19 protein-coding genes and 1 tRNA gene are annotated in these 23976 nt (G+C 66.1%); 7 read left to right on the top strand and 13 right to left on the bottom strand.

Annotated elements, in window-relative coordinates; genetic code table 11:
- The first annotated feature begins 218 nt into the window (after positions 1-218).
- The gene (locus HZY97_RS03540) at positions 219-2828 is read left to right on the top strand and encodes a M1 family metallopeptidase (RefSeq protein ID WP_180140624.1); all 2610 of its coding nucleotides are present in this window, start codon (positions 219-221) and stop codon (positions 2826-2828) included.
- A 36-nt stretch (positions 2829-2864) separates the two neighbouring features.
- Here HZY97_RS03540 and HZY97_RS03535 read toward each other — a convergent pair whose 3' ends face one another.
- From HZY97_RS03535 to dnaE, 4 genes are all read right to left on the bottom strand, one after another.
- Positions 2865-3440 (bottom strand): hypothetical protein, encoded by a 576-nt coding sequence (locus HZY97_RS03535; RefSeq protein WP_180140622.1) that lies wholly within the window; start codon positions 3438-3440, stop codon positions 2865-2867.
- Complete coding sequence (locus HZY97_RS03530; protein WP_180140620.1) at positions 3437-4237, bottom strand: DUF2092 domain-containing protein; 801 nt, start codon at positions 4235-4237, stop codon at positions 3437-3439. Before HZY97_RS03530 ends, HZY97_RS03535 begins: the two co-directional genes overlap by 4 nt.
- A gap of 103 nt (positions 4238-4340) precedes the next feature.
- Complete coding sequence (locus HZY97_RS03525; protein ID WP_180140618.1) at positions 4341-5933, bottom strand: long-chain fatty acid--CoA ligase; 1593 nt, start codon at positions 5931-5933, stop codon at positions 4341-4343.
- Between the two features lie 96 nt (positions 5934-6029).
- A complete protein-coding gene (dnaE, locus tag HZY97_RS03520; RefSeq protein WP_180140616.1) occupies positions 6030-9503 on the bottom strand; it encodes a DNA polymerase III subunit alpha in 3474 nt (1157 codons plus the stop codon).
- A gap of 310 nt (positions 9504-9813) precedes the next feature.
- On the opposite strand from dnaE, the gene HZY97_RS03515 reads away from it, so the two are divergent.
- From HZY97_RS03515 to HZY97_RS03490, 6 genes are all read left to right on the top strand, one after another.
- Complete coding sequence (locus HZY97_RS03515; RefSeq protein ID WP_180140614.1) at positions 9814-10299, top strand: hypothetical protein; 486 nt, start codon at positions 9814-9816, stop codon at positions 10297-10299.
- 1 nt (position 10300) lies between these two features.
- Positions 10301-10729, top strand: coding sequence for a hypothetical protein (locus HZY97_RS03510; RefSeq protein WP_180140612.1), 429 nt, complete (start codon positions 10301-10303; stop codon positions 10727-10729).
- A gap of 139 nt (positions 10730-10868) precedes the next feature.
- Complete coding sequence (locus HZY97_RS03505; RefSeq protein WP_180140610.1) at positions 10869-11453, top strand: hypothetical protein; 585 nt, start codon at positions 10869-10871, stop codon at positions 11451-11453.
- A 117-nt stretch (positions 11454-11570) separates the two neighbouring features.
- A complete protein-coding gene (gene gyrA, locus HZY97_RS03500) occupies positions 11571-14318 on the top strand; it encodes a DNA gyrase subunit A (RefSeq protein WP_180140608.1) in 2748 nt (915 codons plus the stop codon).
- Positions 14315-14668, top strand: coding sequence for a DUF952 domain-containing protein (locus HZY97_RS03495; protein ID WP_180140605.1), 354 nt, complete (start codon positions 14315-14317; stop codon positions 14666-14668). The genes gyrA and HZY97_RS03495 overlap by 4 nt, the downstream gene beginning before the upstream one ends.
- A 79-nt stretch (positions 14669-14747) precedes the next feature.
- Positions 14748-14822 (top strand) — tRNA-Glu (locus tag HZY97_RS03490).
- An 80-nt stretch (positions 14823-14902) separates the two neighbouring features.
- Here HZY97_RS03490 and HZY97_RS03485 read toward each other — a convergent pair.
- Genes HZY97_RS03485 through HZY97_RS03445 form a run of 9 tightly spaced genes read right to left on the bottom strand, consistent with a single transcriptional unit; the run spans position 14903 to position 23893 of the window.
- Positions 14903-15580 carry a hypothetical protein gene (locus HZY97_RS03485; protein ID WP_373684281.1) on the bottom strand — a complete coding sequence of 226 codons (678 nt, stop codon included), beginning with the start codon at positions 15578-15580 and terminating at the stop codon, positions 14903-14905.
- 58 nt (positions 15581-15638) lie between these two features.
- A complete protein-coding gene (locus tag HZY97_RS03480) occupies positions 15639-17657 on the bottom strand; it encodes an acetyl/propionyl/methylcrotonyl-CoA carboxylase subunit alpha (protein ID WP_180140603.1) in 2019 nt (672 codons plus the stop codon).
- Positions 17657-17884 (bottom strand): hypothetical protein, encoded by a 228-nt coding sequence (locus tag HZY97_RS03475; protein ID WP_180140601.1) that lies wholly within the window; start codon positions 17882-17884, stop codon positions 17657-17659. The genes HZY97_RS03480 and HZY97_RS03475 overlap by 1 nt, the downstream gene beginning before the upstream one ends.
- Positions 17881-18876, bottom strand: a complete 996-nt coding sequence (gene bioB, locus HZY97_RS03470; RefSeq protein ID WP_180140599.1) for a biotin synthase BioB — start codon at positions 18874-18876, stop codon at positions 17881-17883. The genes HZY97_RS03475 and bioB overlap by 4 nt, the downstream gene beginning before the upstream one ends.
- Positions 18873-19385 (bottom strand): hypothetical protein, encoded by a 513-nt coding sequence (locus tag HZY97_RS03465; RefSeq protein ID WP_180140597.1) that lies wholly within the window; start codon positions 19383-19385, stop codon positions 18873-18875. The genes bioB and HZY97_RS03465 overlap by 4 nt, the downstream gene beginning before the upstream one ends.
- On the bottom strand, positions 19382-21529 hold the full coding sequence (gene scpA, locus HZY97_RS03460; RefSeq protein ID WP_180140595.1) for a methylmalonyl-CoA mutase: 2148 nt from the start codon (positions 21527-21529) through the stop codon (positions 19382-19384). Before scpA ends, HZY97_RS03465 begins: the two co-directional genes overlap by 4 nt.
- Positions 21519-21935 carry a methylmalonyl-CoA epimerase gene (mce, locus tag HZY97_RS03455; protein ID WP_180140593.1) on the bottom strand — a complete coding sequence of 139 codons (417 nt, stop codon included), beginning with the start codon at positions 21933-21935 and terminating at the stop codon, positions 21519-21521. The genes scpA and mce overlap by 11 nt, the downstream gene beginning before the upstream one ends.
- 10 nt (positions 21936-21945) lie before the next feature.
- Positions 21946-22386 (bottom strand): hypothetical protein, encoded by a 441-nt coding sequence (locus tag HZY97_RS03450; RefSeq protein WP_180140591.1) that lies wholly within the window; start codon positions 22384-22386, stop codon positions 21946-21948.
- Complete coding sequence (locus HZY97_RS03445) at positions 22367-23893, bottom strand: acyl-CoA carboxylase subunit beta (RefSeq protein WP_180140588.1); 1527 nt, start codon at positions 23891-23893, stop codon at positions 22367-22369. Before HZY97_RS03445 ends, HZY97_RS03450 begins: the two co-directional genes overlap by 20 nt.
- Positions 23894-23976 lie beyond the last annotated feature (83 nt).

The following is a 23976-nucleotide window of genomic DNA, read 5'->3' as shown; positions in this document are numbered from 1 at the left end:
CTGGTGGCCCAAGTATGTTTAGGCCGGGCGGCGGAAAGAGGGATCCAAGACGCCGCCCGGTGGCCTGGAAGCGTTGCCCACCCCTGACCTGACACCAACCTTAACGCTTCCGGAGTCCGACACAATCCGGAAACATACAGTAGCGTAACGGAAATAGTTCGTGGATTGCGTGGCCCGAGAGCGAGGCCTAGTTCTCGCCCACACGATAAGGAACTTCCATGCGCGCGCTCGCCTTTGCTGTCGCCCTCACTCTCCCCGCCACCGCTATCGCCCAGGATGCGCAGCCGACCGGCAAGCTGCCCGAGACGGTGAAGCCGCTCGCCTATCGGCTCGACCTGACGATCCTCCCGGAAAAGCCGCGCTTCAACGGCCATACCGAGATCGACGTGCAGCTGAACAAGGCGGCGGACGCGGTGTGGATGCACGGCCGCGGGCTGAACGTCACGAAGGCGGTTGCGGTGATCGGCGGCAAGGAAATGCCCGTCACCTTCACCCAGAAGAGCCCGTACGGCCTGGTCCAGCTCGGTTTCGGCAAGACGGTGCAGCCGGGCAAGCTGACGCTGAAGTTCGATTATGACGCGCCCTTCGGCAGCGGCGCTTCGGGTCCCTATCACCTGAACATCGCGGGCAGCTGGTATAGCTGGACCCAGTTCGAATCGATCGATGCGCGCGCCGCCTTCCCGGGCTTTGACGAGCCGGGCTACAAGACGCCCTTCACGGTCTCGCTCACCACCAAGCCGGGCTATGCCGCGGTCACCAACGCGCCCGAGACCGGCAAGCCGGTCAAGGTCGGTGAGCTGGTGAAGCACCGCTTCCTCGCCACCAAGCCGCTGCCGACCTATCTGGTCGCCTTCGTCGTCGGCCCGTTCGCGACGCTCCAGGGCAAGGTGGCGCCGACCCCGCAGCGCAAGGCGCCGCTGCCGCTGCGCGTCGTCGGCACCCAGCCGAACAAGGACGAGCTGCAGTTCGCGCTCGACAATTCGGGGCCGATCGTCGCGCTGCTCGAGAAATATTTCGGCCAGCCCTTCCCCTTCCCCAAGCTCGACCAGATCGGTTCGCCGATCATGCCGGGCGCGATGGAGAATGCCGGCGCCGACATCTATGGCGACGGCATCCTGTTCGTCGACGAGAAGGACGCGACTTCGAGCAAGCAGACCTTCGGCATGGTCGTGGCGCACGAGCTTTCGCACCAGTGGTTCGGCGATCTCGTCACCCCCGCCTGGTGGGACGATATCTGGCTGAACGAGAGCTTCGCCAACTGGATGGGCTACCGCATCGGCAATGAATGGCGCCCCGATCTCGACATCGGCGTGGACGCGATTTCCGAGGGCTTCGACGCGATGGATCTCGATGCGCTCGTCGCCGGGCGGCCGATCCACCAGCGCATCACCAACGATGCCGATATCGACGCGGCGTTCGACCAGATCACCTATGGCAAGGGCGGCCAGGTCGTCGGGATGATCGCCGCCTATATGGGCGACGACAAGTTCCGCGAGGGCGTGCGCCTGCACATGTCGCGGCACAAATACGGCAATGCCTCGACCGAGCAGTTCTTCGGCTCACTCGCCGACGCCGCGCACGATCCGCGCGTGCTCGCTTCGCTCAAGAGCTTCGTCGACCAGCAAGGCGTGCCGGTGGTGACCTTCCACCGCCAGAATGGCATCCTGACCGCCAGCCAGCAGCGCTTCGCCTATTTCGGCACCAACGCGCCGGCACAGCAGTGGATCGTGCCGGTCTGCGTCCGCCAGGGCGAGACCAAGAACTGCACTTTGCTCGACAAGCCGAGCGCGCCGATCGTCGCCAATGGCACGGGCACGCTGGTGCCCAATGCCGGCGGCTGGGGCTATTACCGCTTCGACCTGGATCCCGCCGACTGGGACGCGCTGATCGCCGCGGCCCCGACGCTGCCGACCGGCGAGGCGCTGGCGCTGGACGACAGCCTGTGGGCCAGCTTCTACGCGGGTAAGGCCAAGACCAGCCAGCTCGTCGCGCTCGCCCGTTCGATGGCCGCGCACCCCAAGACCAAGATGCAGCTCTCGAACGGAGATCGCCTCGCGGGCATGGAATCGCGCGGGCTGATCGGGCCGGCGGCGCAGGCTGCCTATCGCAAGCTGTTCGTCGATCTCTACGCGCCGATGCTCGCCAAGATCGGCTTCGATCCCAAGGCCGGCGCGCATGAGGCCGACAATGCCGACACGGTCGAACTGCGCGAGCAGCTGGTCGGTTTCGTGGCGGATAACGGCCATGACGCCACGGTCCGCGCGCAGCTGACCAAGGCGGCCGATGCCTGGCTGGCCGGCGATGCCAAGGCGCTGGACGGCGATTTCGCCCCGCTCGCGCTGGCAGTGACGGTCGATGATCGCGGCGTGCCCTTCGCCAGGACGCTGGCCGCGACGGCGCTGGACGGCAAGGTGCCGGGCCTGCGTCAGGCGGCGTTCCGCGCGATCGCCTCGTCGGGCAATGCCGAGGTCGCCAAATGGTATTTCGGCGAGTTCAACGATCCGCGCTACTCGCCGCGCGAGCGGCTGTTCGCCTCGGCAATCTTCATGAGCCACGCCAGCACCCGCGACGCCGCACTCGACTATATGCTCGCCCATTTCGATGAGTTCGCGAAGCTCACCGGCGGCGGCGGTATCTTCTCGGGCCGCGCGGCGCAGATGTTCGGATCGCAGTGCAGCCTCGCCGCGGCCGACGCAGTGAATGCCAAGCTGCACGGCGCCAGCGGCAGCAACCTGTCGGTCGATCGCGCCGTGGAAGGCATCCGCAACTGCGCCCGCTTCAAGGACGCCAAGGCAGGCGAAGTGACCGCGGCCTTCGCCGGGATGTGAGGCTACCGCCCCGGCTGACAAGGCCGGGGCGAACCCTCAGGGTTGGGCGACCACGATATACTGGACGTTCGAGCCGACGAACTGCGGCTGATACCAGACCGAGCCGCAGCGCTGATAGGTGGTTGATCCAACCACTGTCGCAGAGCAGCCCGACGGCAGCGTCGTCACCACCGATCCGGGCGATACCACCACCGTCGTCGTGTTGTTGCTGCTCGCCACGGCGGCACCGACCACCGCGCCGGTAGCAAGGCCGACGGCGGCGCCGCGCGCGAAGTCATGGTCGTCCCAGCCGCAACCATAGCAGCCCCCGCCGCCATAATAGCCGCCGCCATGCACGTTGACGTTCCGGTTGACGTTGACGTTGTTGTTCACGTTCACGTTACGGTTGACGTTCGTGTTGCGGTTGCCGTTGCGATTGACGTTGCCGCCCCGATTGACGTTCGCACCGCCACCACCCGCCGGCGGGCGGCTGATGTTGGAATGCGAGGTGTTGCGCACCTGCCGTCCGCCGGCGCTCGCACCGCCACCGCCGCGCCGTCCCTGGATCGCAGGCGTCGGCGGCAAGTCGACAGCCATCAGCGCGAGCGGCGAGAAGAGTGCCACGATGATCATTGTCCACCTCCATTGGCAGCGGTCTGGGTCTTGCCGATCTCGATGCGCCTGGCATCGGCCGGCGGCGTGAAGGCGAAATCCGCGTCGGTGAAGCTGCGCGGCATCCAGGTGAACACGGCCGTCGTCTGCGGCTGCGCGGGATCATCGGTGTTGGTGATCACTACCTTGCAGGGCAGCGCGGGATCGGCGCGGCGGATCCACAACTGCCAGTCGGTCCCATCCTGGCGGAAGGCATATTGATCGCACACCTCCGTGCCGATCCGATCGGCACCGGCATACATCGAGCTCTTGATCTGGTCGGTCTTCACCGCGGTCTCGCCCCACATCATCAGATCGGCGAGCGGGGTATCGACGCCGTAGCGATCCGCGACATCGTTCAGCATCGCACGAATGGTCGGCGGCGCCGCGACCTGGGCGTAATAGCCGGTGGCCGGGCCGTAGATGGTCAGCTGCTTGCCGTCATAGAAGAAGCGGCGGTTGCGGCGCTCGGAGTCCATCGTGATCTGGAGCCGGTTGGGGCGGCGGATCAGCGCGGTCATCGTGTTCGAGCTTTGCAGCTTCTGGCCGCTGTCGAGCACGTCCTCGCTGGTCATGTCGGCGCGCAGCTCGAAGCTGTCCATCGACTTCATCGCATTGGCCATGCGCTGGAGTGCGCCGAGGATTTGCGTATCCACCGCGGCGGCGGCGGGCTTAGCCGGCTTGGCCGCCGCCTTCTTGCTCTGGGCTAGCGACGGACTGGCAACGGCCAGCGCTGCCACGCCGCAAAGGGCCGCGATCTGCCGATATCTGATGCGCATGACGATCTCCCGAAAGTGCAGCTGAGTACACCTCGGGGAGCGCCCCCGCGCCATCGGTAGGAACCCGCTTCCAGGGGGCGGGATAACCCGCAGGCGGGGCGGGTCAGGCCGCCGCCAGCCTGAAGTCCTTATATTGCTCGCGGATCGCGGTCTTGAGCAGCTTGCCCGTGGCGGTGTGCGGCAGGCTCTCGACGAAATGGACCTCGTCGGGCAGCCACCATTTGGCGACATGCTTCGCCAGATGCGCCTGGACTTCCTCGGCGGTCACGGCGCTGCCGGGCTTGCGGACGACCAGCAGGATCGGACGCTCGTCCCATTTGGGATGGAAGACACCGATCGCCGCCGCCTCGGCGACGCCTGCGCAGCCGACCGCGGCATTTTCGAGATCGACCGAGCTGATCCACTCGCCGCCCGACTTGATCACGTCCTTGGCGCGATCGGTGATCTGCATCGTGCCGTCGGGGTGGAGCACCGAGACGTCGCCGGTGTCGAACCAGTTATCGGCATCGACCGCCGCTTCGTCCGCCTTGAAATAGCGCGACACGATCCACGGCCCGCGGACCTGAAGCCGGCCCGAGCTCTTGCCGTCGCGCGGCTGGACCACGCCTTCGTCATCCACCACGCGCAGCTCGACGCCGTAGGGCACCTTGCCCTGTTTGGTGACCTGGTCGACCTGCGCCTCGAAGCTCAGCTCATCCCAATCCCAGGACGGCGCGCCCATCGTGCCGATCGGGCTGGTCTCGGTCATGCCCCAGGCGTGATTGACGCGGATGCCCATCTTCATCAGCCGCTCGATCATCGCGCGCGGGGCGGCCGAGCCGCCGATGGTCACGACCTTGAGATATTTGGGCGTCTCGCCGGTCGCATCCATATGCTGGAACATCGCGAACCACACGGTCGGCACGCCGGCGGTGTGCGTCACCTTCTCGCGGTTCATCAGGTCGCACAGCACCAGCGGATCATTGACCGCCGAGAAGACGAACTTGATCCCCGCCGCGGCACCCGCCCAGGGCAGGCCCCAGCCGACCGCATGGAACATCGGCACGATCGGCATCGCCACGGTGCGCGCGGAGAGCTCGAACACGTCGGGCTGCATCTCGGCGAGCGCGTGGATCACGGTGGAGCGATGCGTGTAGATCACGCCCTTGGGATTGCCCGTAGTGCCGCTGGTGTAGCAGATCATGCAGGGCTCGCGCTCATCGCCCGTCACCCAGTCATAACTGCCGTCCTCGGCGGCGAGCAGTGCCTCGAAGCCGTCGGGTCCGTCGCTGTCGAAGCAAACATAATGCTCGATCGTCTTCCACTGCGACTTCAACCGCTCGACGATCGGCGCAAAGGCGCGGTCGTAGAACAGCACCTTGTCCTCGGCATGGTTGGCAATGAAGGCGAGCTGGTCGTCGAACAGGCGCGGATTGATCGTGTGGATCAGCCCGCCCATCCCGGCCGCGCCGTACCAGGCGACGAGGTGGCGGCCATGGTTCATCGCCAGCGTGGCGACGCGGTCGCCTTTCTTGAGCCCGAGCCGCTCGAGCGCCTGGGCGAGTTTCCGCGCGTCGCGGGCGATGCCGGCCCAGGTGGTGCGCGTCTCGCTGCCGTCCGCCCAGCGCGTGACGATCTCGCGCGCCCAATGCTCGCGCGCCGCATGATCGAGCAACGTCGTCACGCGCAATTCGAAATCCTGCATCCCGCCCAGCATCGATCTTCTCCGTACCGCTTTTTCGAGAGCGTAATACGTGAACGGCGGAGGTGTCGAGGGCGGGCTGTGTAAGGAAGGATGTCGGGGCGGTGGCGGTCAGGCCGCTTCGGCCAGCTTCGCCGCGGCGCTCTTGAGCGAGGCCCAGCGGATGCCGGGGATGTTCTCGATCTTCTGGCGAAGCTCGCCGTCGAGCCGGAAGTCGCGGCCGAGCACAAGCTCCGCCTCGCCACCCTGGATGCCGACGCGCACCAGCACCTCGCCGCGCCCGCCGCGCTGGTCGCCGATGATGCCGGCCAGCACCGGGATGGCGCGGACGTCATCCACGGCCACGTCGAGCACCAGCCGCGCGGTATTCGCCAGCCCCTCGAACGGCTGGACGCGCTTGATCGAGACGCGCGGCGTATCCTCGCCCGCACGCTTGTCGAGCTCGACGGTCAGCACCGCGCAGCCGCCTTCGCGCGCGCAGCGCTCAAGATCGGGGACGGCGCTGTCCTCGAAACAGGTCGCGATGGTCTGCGCCGATTTGTCCGAGATCGTCGCCATCATGTACTTGTTGCCGCGTGCCGAGGTGCGCGGGCGGCAATCCTCGACCAGCGCCGCGATCGTCGCGCCGATGCGGGCCCCGGGCGGGATATCGATCTCGCCGAGCGTCGCGATGTCGCGCGCGCCGAAGCTTCTGGCGAGGTGCTGGAACCGGTCGAGCGGATGCGCCGAGAAATAATAGCCAAAGGCGTCGCGCTCGGCGCCGATCCGGTCGGCCAGCGACCAGTGCGCGCTCTGCGGCAGCTGGATCGCCCCGCCGCTCGGCTCTGACTCGCCGAACAGGCCTCCCTGCCCGCTGGTCTTGTTCTGCCAGGTGCGCTGCGCGACCGCGAGGATCGTCTCGGCCGCGGCATAGACTCCGGCGCGATTGTCATCGAGCGCATCGAACGCCCCCGCCCCGGCCAAGGTCTCGACCTGGCGCTTGTTGAGCAGCCGCGGGTCAACACGCTTCGCGAAATCGTCGAGCGACTTGAACGAACCGCGCTCTTCGCGCTCCTCGACCAGCAGCTCCATCGCGCGCTCGCCCACGCCCTTCAGCCCGCCCAGCGCATAGCGCACCGCCAGCCCGTCCTCGGTCTTCTCGACGAAGAAGTCGGACTCGCTGCAATTGATCTCAGGCCCCAGGCACTTCACGCCGAGGCGCTTCATGTCGTCCGCGAAGATCGCCAGCTTGTCGGTCTGGTGGATGTCGTACGCCATCGAGGCGGCGAAGAATTCGTGCGGGTAATGCGCCTTCAGCCACGCCGTCTGGTAGGCGAGCAGCGCATAGGCGGCGGCGTGCGACTTGTTGAAGCCATAGCCGGCGAACTTGTCGATCAGGTCGAACAGCTCATTGGCCTTGCCCGCCGGGATCTTGTTGTGCTCGGCGCAGCCCTTCACGAAGGTCTCGCGCTGGGCGTCCATCTCCGCCTTGATCTTCTTGCCCATCGCGCGGCGGAGCATGTCGGCGCCGCCGAGGCTGTAGCCCGCCAGGATCTGGGCGGCCTGCATCACCTGCTCCTGATAGACGAAGATCCCATAGGTCTCGTTCAGGATCGGCTCGAGCAAATCGTGCGGATAGACGATCTCCTCGCGCCCGCCCTTGCGGTGGCCGAAGCTCGGGATGTTGTCCATCGGGCCCGGGCGATAGAGCGAGACGAGCGCGATGATGTCGCCGAAGTTCGTGGGACGCACCGCAGTCAGCGTGCGCCGCATGCCCTCCGATTCGAGCTGGAACACGCCCACCGTGTCGCCGCGCTGGAGCAGATCATAGACTTCGGTGTCGTCCCATTCGAGCGTGTCGAGATCGACGTCGATACCGCGGTCCGACAGCAGCTCGACCGCCTTCTTCAGCACCGACAGCGTCTTCAGTCCGAGAAAGTCGAACTTCACCAGCCCGGCGCCCTCGACATATTTCATGTCGAACTGAGTGACCGGCATGTCCGAACGCGGATCGCGGTAGAGCGGGACGAGCTGGGCGAGTGGACGATCGCCGATCACCACGCCGGCGGCGTGCGTCGAGCTATGGCTGGGAAGCCCCTCGAGCCGCATCGACAGGTCGACGAGGTACTTGATGTCCTTGTGCGTGTTATATTCGGCGAGGAACTCGCTGACGCCGTTCAGCGTGCGCTCGAGCGTCCAGGGATCGGTGGGGTGGTTCGGGATTTGCTTGGCGAGGCGGTCGATCTGGCCATAGCTCATCTGCAGCACGCGGCCGACGCTTTTGACCACCGCGCGTGCCTTCATCGTACCGAAGGTGATGATCTGTGCGACGTGATCTGCGCCGTATTTCTGCTGCACATAGCGGATCACTTCGCCGCGCCGGGTTTCGCAGAAGTCGATGTCGAAGTCGGGCATCGAGACGCGTTCCGGGTTGAGGAAGCGCTCGAAGAGCAGGCCGAGCTTCAGCGGATCGAGATCGGTGATGGTCAGCACCCAGGCGACCACCGAGCCCGCGCCCGAGCCGCGGCCCGGACCCACAGGGATGTCGTGCGCCTTCGCCCATTGGATGAAGTCGGCAACGATCAGGAAGTAACCGGGGAAGCCCATCTGGATGATGACGTCGAGCTCGAACTCGAGCCGATCCTCATAAGGCTTGCGCGCTTCCGCCCCGGTGATCCCGGCCTTTTCGAGCCGCGCGTCGAGGCCCTGCCAGCTCAGCTCGCGCAGCATCTTCGCCTCGCCCTCGCGGTCGCCGGCGAGGCTGGGCAGGATCGGCTTGCGCTTGGGCGCGGCATAGGCGCAGCGCTGGGCGACGACGAGCGTGTTGGCGATGCCCTCGGGCAGATCGGCGAACAGGCTCTTCATCTCGTTCGCCGGCTTCATCCACGCATCGGGCGAGGAACGCGGGCGATCATCCGAGGCGACGTACGAGCTGCTGGCCATGCACAGCATGGCGTCATGCGCCTCGTGGAAGGTCGGTTCGGCGAAGCAACTGGGGTTGGTCGCGACCAGCGGCAGACCCCGGTCATAGGCGAGATCGAGCAAACGGGCTTCGGCCTTGCCCTCGGTCTCGTCGAGCCGGCGGACGATCTCGATGTACAGCCGTTCGGGGAACAGCGACTCCAGCCGGCGCGCGTAGGAATCGGCGGCACTATCCTGCTGATCGGCATAGAGCCGCGCCAGCGCGCCCTCGCGTCCGGCGGTCAGGCAGAGCAATCCGTCGGTACGCCCTTCCAGCGCTTCGAACGGCACATGCGCATCCTCCTCGATCGGGCGATCGAGATGGGCCATCGAAACCAGGTCGCACAGGTTGAGATAGCCCGCTTCGTCCTGCGCATAGAGCGCCAGCCAGTCGATCGGCGCGGTCACGCCGTCGGGCATGTCGGGCCGCTTCACCGCAAGCAACGTGCCGATGATCGGCTGGATGCCTGCCTTGATGCACGCGTCGCCGAAGCTCATCGCGGCATAGAGGCCGTTGCGATCCGCCAGCGCGACAGCCGGAAAACCCAGCTCCTTGGCGCGCTTGGCGATCGCCTTCGGCTCGATCGCGCCCTCCAGCAGCGTGAAGGACGAGAAGACCCGAAGCGGAACGAAGCCGGAATGCATGGGGCAAGTGTAGGGAGCCGCTCTCCGTAGCGCCACCCGTGGGGAGCGTTGTCCACAATTTTCAAGCGTTTGGGCTCAGGATTTGTCCCTACGCACGGACTCGGACGGGTGCTCTCCTGAATGGTGCCGGCGCGCTCGATGCCCCAGATGATGGTTAATGGCAGTAAACGTTTCGTCGATGGAACATAACGGTTCATCGCAGGATCAGAATTGGGCGTTATTATGGCAGCTATAAGGCAAGCACGGAAACCCGGTAAGGTTTCAATGACTTACCAGCAAAAGAACCCCCTTTTCTGACGAGTCGATGCCCATGACCAATCTTTACCATGGCAGTGAGCTTTGCGAAGTCGATGCGGACGGCAACGTCGCGATACCGGCCTTTCTCGAAGACGCACTCGCCCCCGAAACCAGCCCCGAGATCGTCGTCGCCAAGCACCAGGCCGATAGCTGCCTGATTGGCTATGGCACCGGTCATCTCTCCACGCTTGCCGAGCGCGCCGAGCGCCGCCGCCTGGCCGAGGAAGACCGCGGCGAGGAAGCCCGTGGCCATTATCACCGGATGCGCAGCACCTTCGGCCTGTCCGAGCGGATGAAGCGCGAGGGCAAGGGCCTGCGCATCCCGGCCGCGATGCGCCATCTTGGCCGCATCGACGACCTCGCGCTGTTCGTCGGCACCGGCGACAGCTTTGAAATCTGGAACCCCGCGCTCGCGCTCGAAAGCGACGACGAGCATTTCCGCGCCCTGGCCGAATTCCGGCTCCGCACGCGCGGCACCAAGACGACTGGAGTGCATTGAGATGAGCATCCGCTGCAACATGATGGGCCACACCGCCGGCACCCGTCACCACCACAATCAGGGCCTCGATTTCGCGGTCTGCCACCATTGCGGCTGCGACCTCGTCCGCCCGCAGGACGGCGAGTGGAGCGAAGTGCCCGAGGGCTTCCAGGTCGTCTGGCGCGAGTTCGGCCGCACCAGCGATGCCGCCTCGGTCGCCGACCGCATGGCGCGCATGGCGCCGCCGCCGCGCCGCCGCGATCCGCGTAACGCCCGCCCCGCCCCGCGCCGCGACCCGCGCGGCCGCCCGTTCAGCAGCGGCTTCGGCATGGTCGGCGCGCTCGCCAACCTGGGCAAGCTGGTGGGCGGCGAGGTGGAGGACGACTCCGCCGGCATCGAGCCCAACGGCCAGTACGTCATTCGCCTGCCCCACGCGGGCGGCAAGCACTGAGTTACGGAAGGACGCGCCGGCAACAGCGCGACCTTCCCAAGTGCCGGTGGCGAGGTGTCCTCCTCCCCCCCGCCATCGGCCACCTTCCCTCTTCCTTCACGCGCCGTTACGCTGATGGCGCAATACAGAGGGGGCCCCGATGTTCATCCTGTCGCTCGCACTGCTCGGCCAATCTGCCCAAATCGACGCCGATATCGGCAAGGCCGCGCGCCGATGTGCTGCTGCGTTCACGGTCGATGCGAAGCGCCGGGGCGTCAATCCACTCCGCACCGCCTCGCAAATCGGCTATCTCGGCCTCGCCGCTGCGCGCGCAGAGGGCGCCGGCAACGATGTCCTGCTCGCAAGCGCTTCCAAGGTATTGAACCAGGCCTCCTCGCTGATACCCGCCGCCACGCGAAACAGCAGTGCTATCGCGATCGCCTGCGACAAGCGCTTCCCGCTTGCTCGCGCCACCGCGCCGGCGCCCTTGCCGTCGGATCCCGCCGATCGCGATATCCTCTGCTTTGCAGCAATCACGCTGCAGGCGGGCGCCGCCGCGCAACTGCCTAACCCGGCGACGCTGAAATCGATCGAGCCGCTCATGGCGCGGTTCAGCGATCGCTTCGATGCGGCGATCGATTCCAAGGGACTTCCCGTCGGAGCGTTGCTCGATGCCATTCGCTCCCTGCCGGATCGTGGCAATGCCGAGACGATCTATCTGAGTTGCAAGCAGCTTCCGGCCTGAAACCGACTTATCCCCAGCTTTCCCTCGCGTACGCGCGTGCGCGCGGGCGGGGTTGGCAGGATGCGTCGGCCCGGCTAGAGCCGTAGGTCACACTCAAGAACCCGAAAGCGTGATCCTTTGACCGACGAGACCATCCTCGCCGACGACCCCTCCGACATTACGCCGATCTCGATCGTCGACGAGATGAAGACGAGCTACCTCGATTACGCGATGAGCGTGATCGTGGCGCGCGCGCTCCCGGACGTTCGCGACGGTCTCAAGCCCGTCCACCGCCGCATTCTCCACGCGGCGCAGGAAGGCGGCTATCTCGCCAACCGGCCTTACCGCAAGTCCGCCCGCCTCGTCGGTGACGTGATGGGTAAATACCATCCGCACGGCGACAGCTCGATCTACATGGCCATGGCGCGCATGGCGCAGGACTGGTCGATGCGCGTGCCGCTGATCGACGGTCAGGGCAATTTCGGATCGATGGATCCCGACATGCCGGCCGCGATGCGCTACACCGAAGCGCGCCTCGCCAAGGTCGCGACCTATCTGATCGAGGACATCGACAAGGACACCGTCGATTTCGTCCCGAACTATGACGGGTCTGAGAGCGAGCCCGCGGTCCTGCCCGCCCGCTTCCCCAATCTGCTGGTCAACGGTGCCGGCGGCATCGCGGTCGGCATGGCGACCAACATCCCGCCGCACAATCTCGGCGAAGTGATCGACGCCTGCCTGGCCTATATCTCGAATGGCGGGATCAGCGTCGAAGAGCTGATGGAGATCGTCCCCGGTCCGGATTTTCCGACCGGCGCGATCATCCTCGGCCGCTCGGGCTGCCGCTCGGCCTATCAGACCGGACGCGGTTCGATCCTGGTCCGCTGCCGTCACACCTTCGAGCAGCGTGGCGAGCGCCGCTCGATCGTGCTGACCGAAATTCCCTACCAGCAGGGCAAGAACGCGCTGGTCGAGAAGATCGCCGAGGCAGCCAAGGACAAGCGGATCGAAGGCGTCAGCGATATCCGCGACGAATCGTCGCGCGAGGGCGTCCGCATCGTCATCGACCTGAAGCGCGATGCCACTCCGGAAGTCGTGCTCAACCAGGTCTGGCGCAACACCCCGGCGCAATCGAGCTTCCCGGCCAATATGCTCGCGATCCGCGGTGGCCGCCCTGAACTGCTCAACCTGCGCGACATTATCGAGGCGTTCGTCAAGTTCCGCGAGGAAGTGATCACGCGGCGCTCGAAGTTCGAGCTCGCCAAGGCACGTGAGCGCGCGCACATCTTGCTCGGCCTGGTGATCGCCGTCACCAATCTCGACGAAGTGGTGAAGATCATCCGCTCGTCGCCCAGCCCCGCGGTCGCCCGCGACCGGCTGCTGACGCGCGACTGGCCGATCGCCGAGATCGCGCCGTACATCCGCCTGGTCGAAGCGATCGACACCGAAGTAAGCGGCGACAGCTATCGCCTGTCGGACACGCAGGTCCGCGCGATCCTCGACCTGCGCCTGCACCGCCTGACCGCGCTCGGCCGCGACGAGATCGGCGAGGAGTTGGCCAAGCTGGCCGAGACGATCACCGAATTGCTCGAGATCCTCGGCAATCGCGCGCGCCTCTATGAAGTGATGGTCGAGGAGCTGACCCAGGTCCGCGATCTCTACGCCACGCCGCGCCGCACCGAGATCGCCGCCGCCGCCGACGGGATCGACGACGAGGACCTGATCGAGCGCGAGGACATGGTCGTCACGGTGACGATGGAAGGCTATATCAAGCGCACCCCGCTCGAGACCTTCCGCGCGCAGGCCAAGGGCGGCAAGGGCCGCGCCGGCATGGCGACGAAGGATGAGGACGCGGTGACGCACCTCTTCGTCACTTCGACCCACACCCCGGTGCTGTTCTTCTCCACCGAGGGCAAGGTCTACCGCATGAAGGTCTGGCGCCTGCCCGAGGGCGGGCCGGCCACGCGCGGTCGCCCGATGATCAACCTGCTGCCGCTGGCGGCGGGCGAGACGATCTCGACCGTGCTGCCGCTGCCCGAGGACGAGAATGAGTGGGGCGCGCTCCACGTCATGTTCGCCACCGCCAAGGGCTCGGTGCGCCGCAACTCGATGGATGCGTTCGCCAATATCCGCACCTCGGGCAAGATCGCGATGAAGTTCGAGGAAGGTAGCGAGGATCGCCTGATCGGCGTGTCGCTGCTCACTGAAGAGGACGACATCCTGCTCGCCACCAAGCAGGGCAAGGCGATCCGCTTTGCCGGCACCGATGTGCGCGAGTTCCAGAGCCGCGATTCGACCGGCGTGCGCGGTGCGCGCCTTGCCGAGGGCGACGAGGTGATCTCGATGTCCGTGCTGCGCGGCTTCGACGCCACGCCGCAGGAGCGCGAGGATTACCTCAAGGCCGCCCCCTGGAAGGAAGGCGAGCGCGAGATCACGCTGTCGCCCGAGCGCATGGCCGAGTTCGAGGCAGCGGAAGAGTTCGTCCTCACTGTCACCGCCAATGGCTATGGCAAGCGCACCTCGGCTTACGAGTATCGCCGCACCAATCGCGGCGGCCAGGGCATCACCAACATCGTCAGCTCGGACCGCAACGGCCCGGTGGTGGCGAGCTTCCCGGCGCATAATGGCGAGCAGCTGATGCTCGTCACCGACCAGGCCAAGCTGATCCGCACCACAGTCGGCTCGGTCCGCGTCACCGGGCGCAACACCCAGGGCGTGATCCTCTTCCGCGTCGCCAAGGACGAGCATGTCGTCTCGGCCGCGCGGATCGAGGAGAGCGACGACGAAGCCGAAGCCAATCTGGGCGACGGCCCGGTCGCCGGCGAAGCCACCCCGGACGGCAATACCGGCGAAGACCTCGCCAGCGGGCCGGAAGGCGGCGAATGAGCGAGACCCCGAACACTGCCTACAAGATCCTGACCGCGGAGCAGATGCACGCGCTGGAGCATGAAGGCGTGTTCGCGGGCGCGCCGATCGACCTGCAGGACGGCTATATCCACCTCTCCACCGCCCAGCAGCTGGTGGAGACGCTGGACAAGCATTTCGCCGGCCAGACCGGCCTGTGGCTTGCTGCGGTCGATCTGGAGGCAATGGCCGACGCGGTGCGCTGGGAGCCCTCGCGCGGCGGCCAGCTCTTTCCGCACCTCTATGCCCCGCTGCCGCTCGATGCGGTGACGGCGTATAGCGAGGTCCATTACGAGCCGAACGGCGCGCTGCGGCTGCCGGTCGCGGGGTAAGAACAACAAAATTGCTCACACCTTCCGGAAGCGCTTGACGGGCAGAGGCACTGCCCGTAATTGCCCGCTTCCGCTGCACGGCCCCTTCGTCTAGCGGTCAGGACGTCGCCCTCTCACGGCGAAAACACGAGTTCGATTCTCGTAGGGGTCACCAGCGGAGATGAAATCGCGCGGGGCGCGGTTTCACCCGCGGTGACCGGCAAAGCCGTCACCAGCAGCTTTCCAGGAACAGCATCACTTCGAAGGAAACAGTTCCTTCCAGCGCGCATCGAGCTTTGCCTGCGCCGCACTCTTCTTCACCCGCGACACAAACGAAATCCCGCGCAGCGCCACGCTGTGCCCGCTGAGCAGCCGGCCCGAGATCGTGTAGCCGATGTCGTAGAGCGCGACGTCCTCATGCGCCTCGCCATCGACCAGGAAGCGCGTGACGATGGCCACAGGCAGGCGCTCATCCCCGCGGCTATTGTCGGGCAGCTTCGCCGCCTCGCGCGCCTTTTCGAGCCCGCGCTCGAACCAGTCCCCTTCGATCCGCGGCTCGCCGGTGGTCTGCGCGGATGCCACGCCCAGCGCGGTGGGGAAGAGCAGCGTCTGGCTCTGGACCGATTGTTCGGCCGAGGATGGCTTCAACCGCAGGCTGTGCTTCCCGGCATCGGCTGCGACGAGGACCAAAGTCGCGGCGCGCGCCGAAGCCCGCTGCGCGTCCGCGCTCTCCACTGCCTTGCTGTCGCTACGCTCGCTCCAACTGTTCCACAGCGTGAGGCCCGAGATGACGACGGCGATCACCGCCAGCACTTCGCCCAGCGTGATCCACCGGCGCCGGATCGCTGCGGATTCGGCGGCGCGCGCCTCGGCATTGGCCTCGGCCTGGGTCTGCGGGGGAAGGTCGGGCGGGATCTGCTGACTGTCGTTCACGCGGCTGTTTCCATCATCTGCCGCCCCCACCGTCAAGCGCCCTGCCCGCTTCGCCGCCTCATTCGAACTCGAGGATCGCCGCGTCCACCGCCAGGCTCTCGCCGGGGCCGAAGTTTGCCGCCTTCACCACCCCGGCCCGCTCGGCGCGCAGGATGTTCTCCATCTTCATCGCCTCGACCACCGCGAGCGGCTGCCCCGCCTCGACCTTGTCGCCGGGCGCCACGTGGAGCTGGGTGAGCAGGCCCGGCATCGGCGCGAGCAGGAACCTGCTCATGTCGGGCGGGACCTTCTCGATCATGTGGTGCCGGAATCGCGCGATGTGCGGCGGATAGACCTCGACCAGATGCGTCGCGCCGTGCGCGGTCAGCTTCCACGCCGCGCCCTTGCGCGCGACTCCGACACTGAGAGGCGCGCCATCTATGACAGCGCTGAGGATCAGATTGTCCGCCTGCCATTCGCCATCGATCTCGATCGGCTCGCCATCAACCGTGACGTCCTCGTCCACAAGGACTTCGAACCGCTCGCCGTCGATCAGCACCACGCGCGCCTCGCCAATCGCGACCGGCCCATTGAGCTGGCCCGAGGTAGCGGCGGCGCGTTCGGCGCGCTCGAGGTCGATCACCGCCGCCAGCGCTGCCAGCTTGCGTTTCAGTTCGGCCGAAGCCGGCGCTCCGTGAAACCCTTCCGGATATTCCTCGGCGATGAAGCCGGTGGTGATCTCGCCCGAGCGGAAACGCGGATGCTGCATCAGCGCCGAGAGGAAATCCACATTGTGGCCGATCCCGTCGATCCGGAACCGGTCGAGCGCATCGACCTGCAAATCCGCAGCCTCGTCGCGCGTCTCGCCCCAGGTCACCAGCTTGGCGATCATCGGGTCGTAGAACATCGAGACTTCGCCGCCCTCGACCACGCCGTCATCGACGCGGACATAGCCATGGTCGCCGCGCGTGCCGGGCGCGCCATAGGGCGTTTCCTCGCTCGCCGGCGGGCGATAGCGCACCAGCCGCCCGGTCGAAGGCAGGAAGCCGCGATAGGGGTCCTCGGCGTAGACGCGGTTCTCGATCGCCCAGCCGGTGAGCTTGATGTCGTCCTGTGTGAAGGCCAGTTTCTCGCCGCAGGCGACGCGGATCATCTGCTCGACCAGGTCGATGCCGGTCACTGCCTCGGTCACCGGATGCTCGACCTGGAGCCGGGTGTTCATCTCGAGGAAGTAGAAGCCCGCGCCGGTCTTGTCGGCGCCCGAGACGATCAACTCGACCGTGCCGGCACTGAAATAGCCCACCGCCTGCGCCAGCGCGACGGCCTGCTCGCCCATCGCCTTGCGCATCTCAGGCGAGACGAAGGGCGACGGCGCCTCCTCGACCACCTTCTGGTGGCGCCGCTGGATCGAGCATTCGCGCTCGCCCAGATAGAGGATGTTGCCATGCTGGTCGCCCAGCACCTGGATCTCGATATGGCGGGGCGACTCGATGAACTTCTCGATGAACACGCGGTCGTCGCCGAAGCTCGCCAGGCCTTCGCGCTTGGTCGCCTCAAAGCCTTCGCGCACGTCCTGCTCGCTCCACGCCAGCCGCATGCCCTTGCCGCCGCCGCCGGCCGAGGCCTTCATCATCACCGGATAGCCGATCTCGTTCGAGATACGCACGGCGTGCTCGGTATCGTCGATCACCCCGACGAACCCGGGCACGACATTCACGCCCGCCGCCTTGGCGAGCTTCTTCGACTCGATCTTGTCGCCCATCGCCGCGATGGCGTTCGGCGGCGGCCCGACAAAGGCGATCCCCGCCTCGGCGCAGGCTTTGGCAAAGCTCTCGCGCTCGGAGAGGAAGCCATAGCCTGGGTGGATACAATCCGCCCCGGTTTCCTTCGCGGCGAGCAGGATCAGCTCGGCCTTGAGATAGGATTCCGCCGCCGGCGCCGGCCCAAGCCGCACCGCCTCGTCCGCCATCAGCACATGCGGTGCGCGCGCATCGGCGTCGGAATAGACCGCCACCGTGGCGATCCCCATCTTCTTGGCGGTGCGCATCACGCGGCACGCGATCTCGCCGCGATTGGCGACCAGGATCTTCTTGAACATCAGCGTAGCATCTTCCGAAGAATGAGGCCGGTGACGAGCAGGTACGAGCCAAGGCTCACCCATCCCAGGACCATCGTGAACGTACTGAACCAAAGGTGGACCGGGTGATCCATCCGCGCGAAGAAAGCCGTGCTGCCAAAGCCGGTCGCGAACCATATCGCCACGGTGAGCACCGCCCACGCGACGGCCAGGCCGATCACCACCAGAAGTGCGCGGCCAAGCTTCACTCCGCTGCCTCCAGCTCCACCTTCACTTCGGCCTGCATCGGCTTGACGCCCAGCCGCGCGAACAGCGCCGCATCCTTGTCGTCGCCGGCATTGCCCGCGGTGAGCAACTTGTCGCCGGTGAAGATCGAGTTGGCGCCCGCCAGGAAGCACAAAGCCTGGGTGGCGTCGCTCATGCTCTCGCGCCCAGCGCTCAGGCGCACCATGCTCTCCGGCATCGTGATCCGCGCCACCGCGATCGTGCGGACGAACTCGATGTCGTCGATCTGCGCCAGCGGCGTGTCGGCCAGCATGTTGCCGAGCACCGTGCCCTTGATCGGCACCAGCGCATTGACGGGCACGCTGCCCGGATGCACCGGCAAGGTCGCGAGCGCATGGATGAAGCCGACACGGTCCGGCCGGGTCTCTCCCATGCCGACGATGCCGCCGCAGCACACGTTGATCCCCGCCTCGCGGACATGCTCCAGCGTATCGAGGCGGTCCTCGAAGCTGCGCGTGGTGATCACCTCGGCGTAACGTTCGGGCGAAGTGTCGATATTGTGGTTGTAATAGTCGAGCCCGGCATCGGCGAGCATCCCCGCCTGCTTCTCGCTGAGCATGCCCAGCGTCATGCAGGTCTCCATCCCCATCGCGCGGACGCCCTGCACCATCTCGACGATGGCGGGCATGTCGCGGTCCTTGGGGTTGCGCCAGGCGGCCCCCATGCAGAAGCGCGACGAGCCATGATCCTTGGCCTGCGCCGCGGCCTGGAGCACCTGGCGCACGTCCATCAGCTTGGTCGCCTTGAGCCCGGTCTCCGCCGAGACCGACTGGCTGCAATAGCCGCAATCCTCGGGGCAACCGCCGGTCTTGATCGAGAGCAAAGTCGAGAGCTGCACCTCGTTGGCAGCGTGGTGCTGGCGGTGGACCGTCTGCGCCTGGAACACGAGTTCGGTGAAGGGCAGATCGAACAGCGCGGCGATTTCTTCGCGGGTCCAGTCGGTACGCACGGTCACTTTTTGTCTCGCAGATTGAGGAGCATCAGGCTCATTTCATAGGTGCCGTCCGGCAGCGTTGCGGTGTTGAGGAAATAGCGCGCGTTGCCGACGTCCCACTGCGTCGTCTGGCGGCGTTTCCCCGAGGTCTTGCCGGCGGGAAGCCCGAGCCCTTCGGCGGTGGCTGCGGCGATGCCGGCATGATCGGGGACACTGGCCAGCCTCACCCGCATCGAACATTGCGGCGACGGCAGGTCGCGCGGCAACCAGTCCGCAGAAGTGTAGGAAAATTGCGCATTTCGCCCGTTCCACCGATCGCCGGGCTGGCCCATTGCCTCGGGCGGCTTGGTCACGATGCGCAGGCCCAGATCGGGGGCTTCGACTGCCGCCTTGAACCGGGCGGGATCCGGGAACGGATCGGCGCATACGCGCTTGAACAAGGCAACCGCATCGGCGGCGGATACGGGATCGGCGATGGCCGCGTCCTGCGGCGGCGCCAAAGCGAGCAGTGACAGCGCGAAAAACATCATTCGGCGGCTTCCTCCACAGGGGGCATATTGTGCCCCAGCAGCCTCAGCACTTCTTCGGCGGCTTTGACAAGGTTGGTGCCCGGCCCGAAGATCGCCTGCACGCCCGCCTCACGCAGGAACTCATAGTCCTGCGCCGGGATCACCCCGCCCGCAATCACCTTGATGTCGGCCCGGCCGGCGTCCTGTAGCTCGCGGATCAGCTCGGGGATCAAGGTCTTGTGGCCCGCGGCGAGGCTCGAGGCGCCGACGACGTCGACATCGCTCTCGATCGCCAGCACGGCGGCTTCGTGCGGAGTCTGGAACAGCGGACCCGGCACCACGTCGAAGCCGAGGTCGCCGAACGCCGAGGAGACGAGGTTGGCGCCGCGGTCATGCCCGTCCTGCCCCATCTTGGCGACGAGCATCCGCGGCTTGCGGCCGAGGCGGCGCTCGGTGGCGGTGACGCCCTCCTTGAGCCGCTCCCAGACGGCGTCGTCCTGATAGGCGCCGCCATAGACGCCCTGCACTGGCGTCGGCTTGGTGGCGTAGCGGCCGAAGCCGGCCTCCATCGCCGAACTGATCTCGCCGAGCGTCGCGCGGGCGCGGGCGGCGTCCACGGCGAGCGCGAGGAGGTTGTCGGTGCCTTCCGCTCCCGCCCGCAATGCCTCAAGCGCCGCCTGGCAGGCCGCTTCGTCGCGCGACGCCTTCACCCGCTTGATCCGCGCGATCTGCGCCTCGCGCACGGCGTGGTTGTCGACATCGAGGATGTCGATCGGGTCCTCGTCCGCCTTGCGGTATTTGTTGACGCCGACGATCACCTGCTCGCCGCGATCGATCCGCGCCGCAGTCGCCGCCGCCGCTTCCTCGATCATCGCCTTGGGCCAGCCTGCCGCCACCGCCTTGGCCATGCCGCCCTCGGCCTCGACCCGCTCGATGATCTCCCAGGCCTTGTCGACCAGCTCCTGGGTCAGGCTCTCGATATAATAGGAGCCGCCCAGCGGATCGACGACCTTGGTCATCCCGGTCTCTTCCTGGATGACGATCTGGGTGTTGCGCGCGATCCGGGCGGAAAAATCGGTCGGCAACGCGATCGCTTCATCGAGCGCGTTGGTGTGCAGGCTCTGCGTGCCGCCCAGCATCGCCGCCATCGCCTCGATCGTCGTGCGGATGACGTTGTTGTACGGGTCCTGCTCGGTGAGCGACACGCCGCTGGTCTGGCAATGGGTACGCAGCATCTTGCTGCGCTCATCCTTCGCCTCGAGCCTGGTCATCACCCGGTGCCACAGCACACGAGCGGCCCGCAATTTAGCGACTTCCATGAAGAAGTTCATACCGATTGCGAAGAAGAAGCTCAGACGCCCTGCGAACTTGTCGATATCGAGGCCCGAGGCGACGCCGTATTTCACATATTCCATGCCGTCGGCGATGGTGAAGGCAAGCTCCTGCACCTGCGTCGCCCCGGCTTCCTGCATATGATAGCCGGAAATGGAAATGCTGTTGAATTTCGGCATGTTGGCGGACGTATATGCAAAAATGTCCGAGATGATCCGCATGCTCGGCTCAGGCGGGTAGATATAGGTGTTGCGGACCATGAACTCCTTGAGGATGTCGTTCTGGATGGTCCCGTCGAGCAGGCTCTTGTCGACGCCCTGCTCCTCGCCCGCCACGATGAAGAAGGCGAGGATCGGGATCACCGCGCCGTTCATCGTCATCGAAACGCTCATCTGATCGAGCGGAATACCGTCGAACAGGATCTTCATGTCCTCGACGCTGTCGATCGCCACGCCCGCCTTGCCGACATCGCCGGTGACGCGCGGATGGTCGCTGTCGTAGCCGCGGTGCGTGGCGAGATCGAAGGCGACGCTCAGCCCCTTCTGCCCGGCCGCGAGGTTGCGGCGGTAAAAGGCGTTGGACGCCTCGGCCGTCGAGAAGCCAGCGTACTGCCGGATCGTCCAGGGCCGCCCGGCATACATCGATGCGCGCACCCCGCGCGTGAACGGCGCGAAGCCCGGCAGGCCGGGATCGATCCCGGCGACATCCTCGGCGGTGTAAAGCGGCTTGACCGCAATGCCCTCGGGCGTGTGCCAGGTCAGGTCCTTGCCCTTGACCTCTTTGTCGGCGAGCGCCTTCCAGTCGTCCGTGCTCGCCACGCCCTTAATGGTCATTGGGCGTCTCCATGATCTCGGTCAGCACGCCGCCCATGTCCTTGGGGTGGACGAAGAAGATCGGCGTGCCATGTGCCCCGATGCGCGGCTCGCCCAGCACCTTGGCGCCCTTCGCCTCGAACCAGGTCTTGGCCGCATGGATGTCAGGCACTTCGTAGCAGAGGTGATGCTGCCCGCCCGCCGGGTTCTTGGCGAGGAAGCCATGGATCGGCGAGCTCTCGCCCAGCGGCTCGATCAGCTCGATCTGGCTGTTCGGCGTATCGACGAAGCAGACCTTCACGCCCTGCGCCGGCAGGTCGAACGGCTCGTGGATCACCTGCGCGCCCATCACGTCGCGGTAAAAGGCGATCGACGCTTCGATCGAAGGCGTCGCGACGCCGACATGGTTGAGGCGGCCGAGTTTCATGCGTGAATGCTCATTTGGGTGGGGCGGAAGGTGCCGGAGGTGCGGGCGGATCCGGCAAAGGTATCGACACCGTCGGTGCGTTCGCATCCGGCGCCTGCATGTTCGAGAAAAAGCCCCTGAGCAGCATCACGAACGGCTCCTTGCCGGGACAAAGCTCGATCCTTGCACGCAATTCCAGGCCGTTTCTATCGACGATGCGCCCATGCGAATAGGATTCGCACCCCGCCTGAAGCGGCGCCTCGCGCTGGAAGCCGATCGATGCCAGCGCGCGACGAACCGATGCCGGATCGGACGCGTGCGCCTTCAGCCAGTTCGCGACAACGATGTTTCGGTCATCCTTCGCGGACAAGACCAATTGCTCGAGCTCGCTGCGCGGCACCGGCGGCGTGAAGTCCTGCTGCCCGGCCGCAAGGGCGAGCATTGCGACGGTTTTAAAGAGGAATATTGTCATGCTTCTTCCACGGGTTCTCGAGCTGCTTGTTCCGCAGCTTCCTGAGCCCCAGCGCGATCCGCCGCCGCGTGGAATGCGGCATGATCACTTCGTCGACGAACCCCTTGCTCGCCGCCACGAACGGATTGGCGAAGCGCGCCTCATATTCGGCCGTACGCTCTGCGATCTCATCGGGCGTCTTGCCGCGGAAGATGATCTCCACCGCGCCCTTGGCGCCCATCACGGCGATCTCGGCGGTCGGCCAGGCATAGTTGAGGTCGCCGCGCAGATGCTTGGAGGCCATCACGTCATAGGCGCCGCCATAGGCCTTGCGCGTGATCACGGTGATCTTGGGCACCGTCGCCTCGGCATAGGCGTAGAGCAATTTCGCACCGTGCTTGATGATGCCCGAATGCTCCTGGCCGACGCCCGGCAGGAAGCCCGGCACGTCGACAAAGGTGACGATCGGAATGTCGAACGCATCGCAGAAGCGCACGAACCGCGCCGCCTTCTTCGACGAGTTGATATCGAGGCACCCGGCCAGCACCATCGGCTGGTTCGCGACCACGCCCACCGTACGCCCCTCGATCCGCCCGAAGCCGATCAGGATGTTGCCGGCGTGGCTCGGCTGCAGCTCGAAGAACTCGCCCTCGTCGAGCGTCTTCTTGATGAGCTCGTGCATGTCATAGGGCTGGTTCGCGTTCGGCGGGATCAGGCTGTCGAGGCTCGGCTCGAGACGATCCCAGGGGTCGTCACACGGGCGCTCCGGAACGGCCTCGCGGTTCGAGGCGGGAAGGAAGTCCACGAAGTCGCGGGCCGCGAGCAGCGCCTCGATATCGTTATCGAAGGCCACGTCAGCGACCCCCGACTTCGTGGTATGCGTCACAGCGCCGCCCAGTTCCTCCTGCGTGACGATCTCGTTGGTAACGGTCTTCACTACATCTGGGCCGGTGACGAACATGTACGACGAGTCCTTCACCATGAAGATGAAGTCGGTCATCGCTGGGGAATAGACCGCGCCGCCGGCGCACGGTCCCATGATCAGCGAGAGCTGCGGCACCACGCCGCTCGCCAATACGTTCCGCTGGAAAACCTCGGCATAGCCGCCGAGCGACGCGACACCCTCCTGGATGCGCGCGCCGCCGCTGTCGTTCAGCCCGATCACAGGCGCGCCGACCTTCATCGCCATGTCCATGATCTTGCAGATCTTCTGTGCATGGCGCTCGGAAAGCGAGCCGCCGAACACCGTGAAGTCCTGGCTGAACACGAAGACGAGCCGGCCGTTGATCGTGCCGCTGCCGGTGACGACGCCGTCGCCGGGGACGATCTGGTCCTGCATGCCGAAGTCGACGCAGTTGTGTTCGACATACATGTCGAGCTCTTCGAACGATCCCTGGTCGAGCAGCACTTCGACCCGCTCACGCGCAGTGAGCTTGCCCTTGGCGTGCTGCGCGTCGATCCGCTTCTGCCCCCCGCCCAGGCGGGCGGCGGCGCGGCGGCGTTCCAGTTCCTCGATCGTCGACGACATGCGGTTCCCCTTGGTGGCTGCGCCTCTGCATCCGGACACGCCCTCCCTGCAAATGCAATGTTGCAAAGTTGTATCCCACGGGT

It is taken from the genome of Sphingomonas sp. R-74633, assembly GCF_013416555.1.
Classification (GTDB): Bacteria; Pseudomonadota; Alphaproteobacteria; order Sphingomonadales; family Sphingomonadaceae; genus Sphingomonas.
The sequence above is the reverse complement of the archived record's forward strand: the minus strand, read 5'-3'. Positions and strand labels throughout refer to the sequence as shown.

Bases quoted from the DNA above. Each gene is read 5' to 3' on its own strand.
- HZY97_RS03480 (WP_180140603.1), bottom strand. From the start codon at position 17,657: ATGTTCAAGAAGATCCTGGTCGCCAATCGCGGCGAGATCGCGTGCCGC.
- HZY97_RS03515 (WP_180140614.1), top strand. From the start codon at position 9,814: ATGACCAATCTTTACCATGGCAGTGAGCTTTGCGAAGTCGATGCGGAC.
- HZY97_RS03445 (WP_180140588.1), bottom strand. From the start codon at position 23,893: ATGTCGTCGACGATCGAGGAACTGGAACGCCGCCGCGCCGCCGCCCGC.
- scpA (WP_180140595.1), bottom strand. From the start codon at position 21,529: ATGACCATTAAGGGCGTGGCGAGCACGGACGACTGGAAGGCGCTCGCC.
- HZY97_RS03505 (WP_180140610.1), top strand. From the start codon at position 10,869: ATGTTCATCCTGTCGCTCGCACTGCTCGGCCAATCTGCCCAAATCGAC.
- HZY97_RS03465 (WP_180140597.1), bottom strand. From the start codon at position 19,385: ATGATGTTTTTCGCGCTGTCACTGCTCGCTTTGGCGCCGCCGCAGGAC.
- HZY97_RS03530 (WP_180140620.1), bottom strand. From the start codon at position 4,237: ATGCGCATCAGATATCGGCAGATCGCGGCCCTTTGCGGCGTGGCAGCG.
- HZY97_RS03495 (WP_180140605.1), top strand. From the start codon at position 14,315: ATGAGCGAGACCCCGAACACTGCCTACAAGATCCTGACCGCGGAGCAG.
- dnaE (WP_180140616.1), bottom strand. From the start codon at position 9,503: ATGCATTCCGGCTTCGTTCCGCTTCGGGTCTTCTCGTCCTTCACGCTG.
- HZY97_RS03540 (WP_180140624.1), top strand. From the start codon at position 219: ATGCGCGCGCTCGCCTTTGCTGTCGCCCTCACTCTCCCCGCCACCGCT.
- HZY97_RS03535 (WP_180140622.1), bottom strand. From the start codon at position 3,440: ATGATCATCGTGGCACTCTTCTCGCCGCTCGCGCTGATGGCTGTCGAC.
- mce (WP_180140593.1), bottom strand. From the start codon at position 21,935: ATGAAACTCGGCCGCCTCAACCATGTCGGCGTCGCGACGCCTTCGATC.
- HZY97_RS03525 (WP_180140618.1), bottom strand. From the start codon at position 5,933: ATGCTGGGCGGGATGCAGGATTTCGAATTGCGCGTGACGACGTTGCTC.
- HZY97_RS03450 (WP_180140591.1), bottom strand. From the start codon at position 22,386: ATGACAATATTCCTCTTTAAAACCGTCGCAATGCTCGCCCTTGCGGCC.
- HZY97_RS03510 (WP_180140612.1), top strand. From the start codon at position 10,301: ATGAGCATCCGCTGCAACATGATGGGCCACACCGCCGGCACCCGTCAC.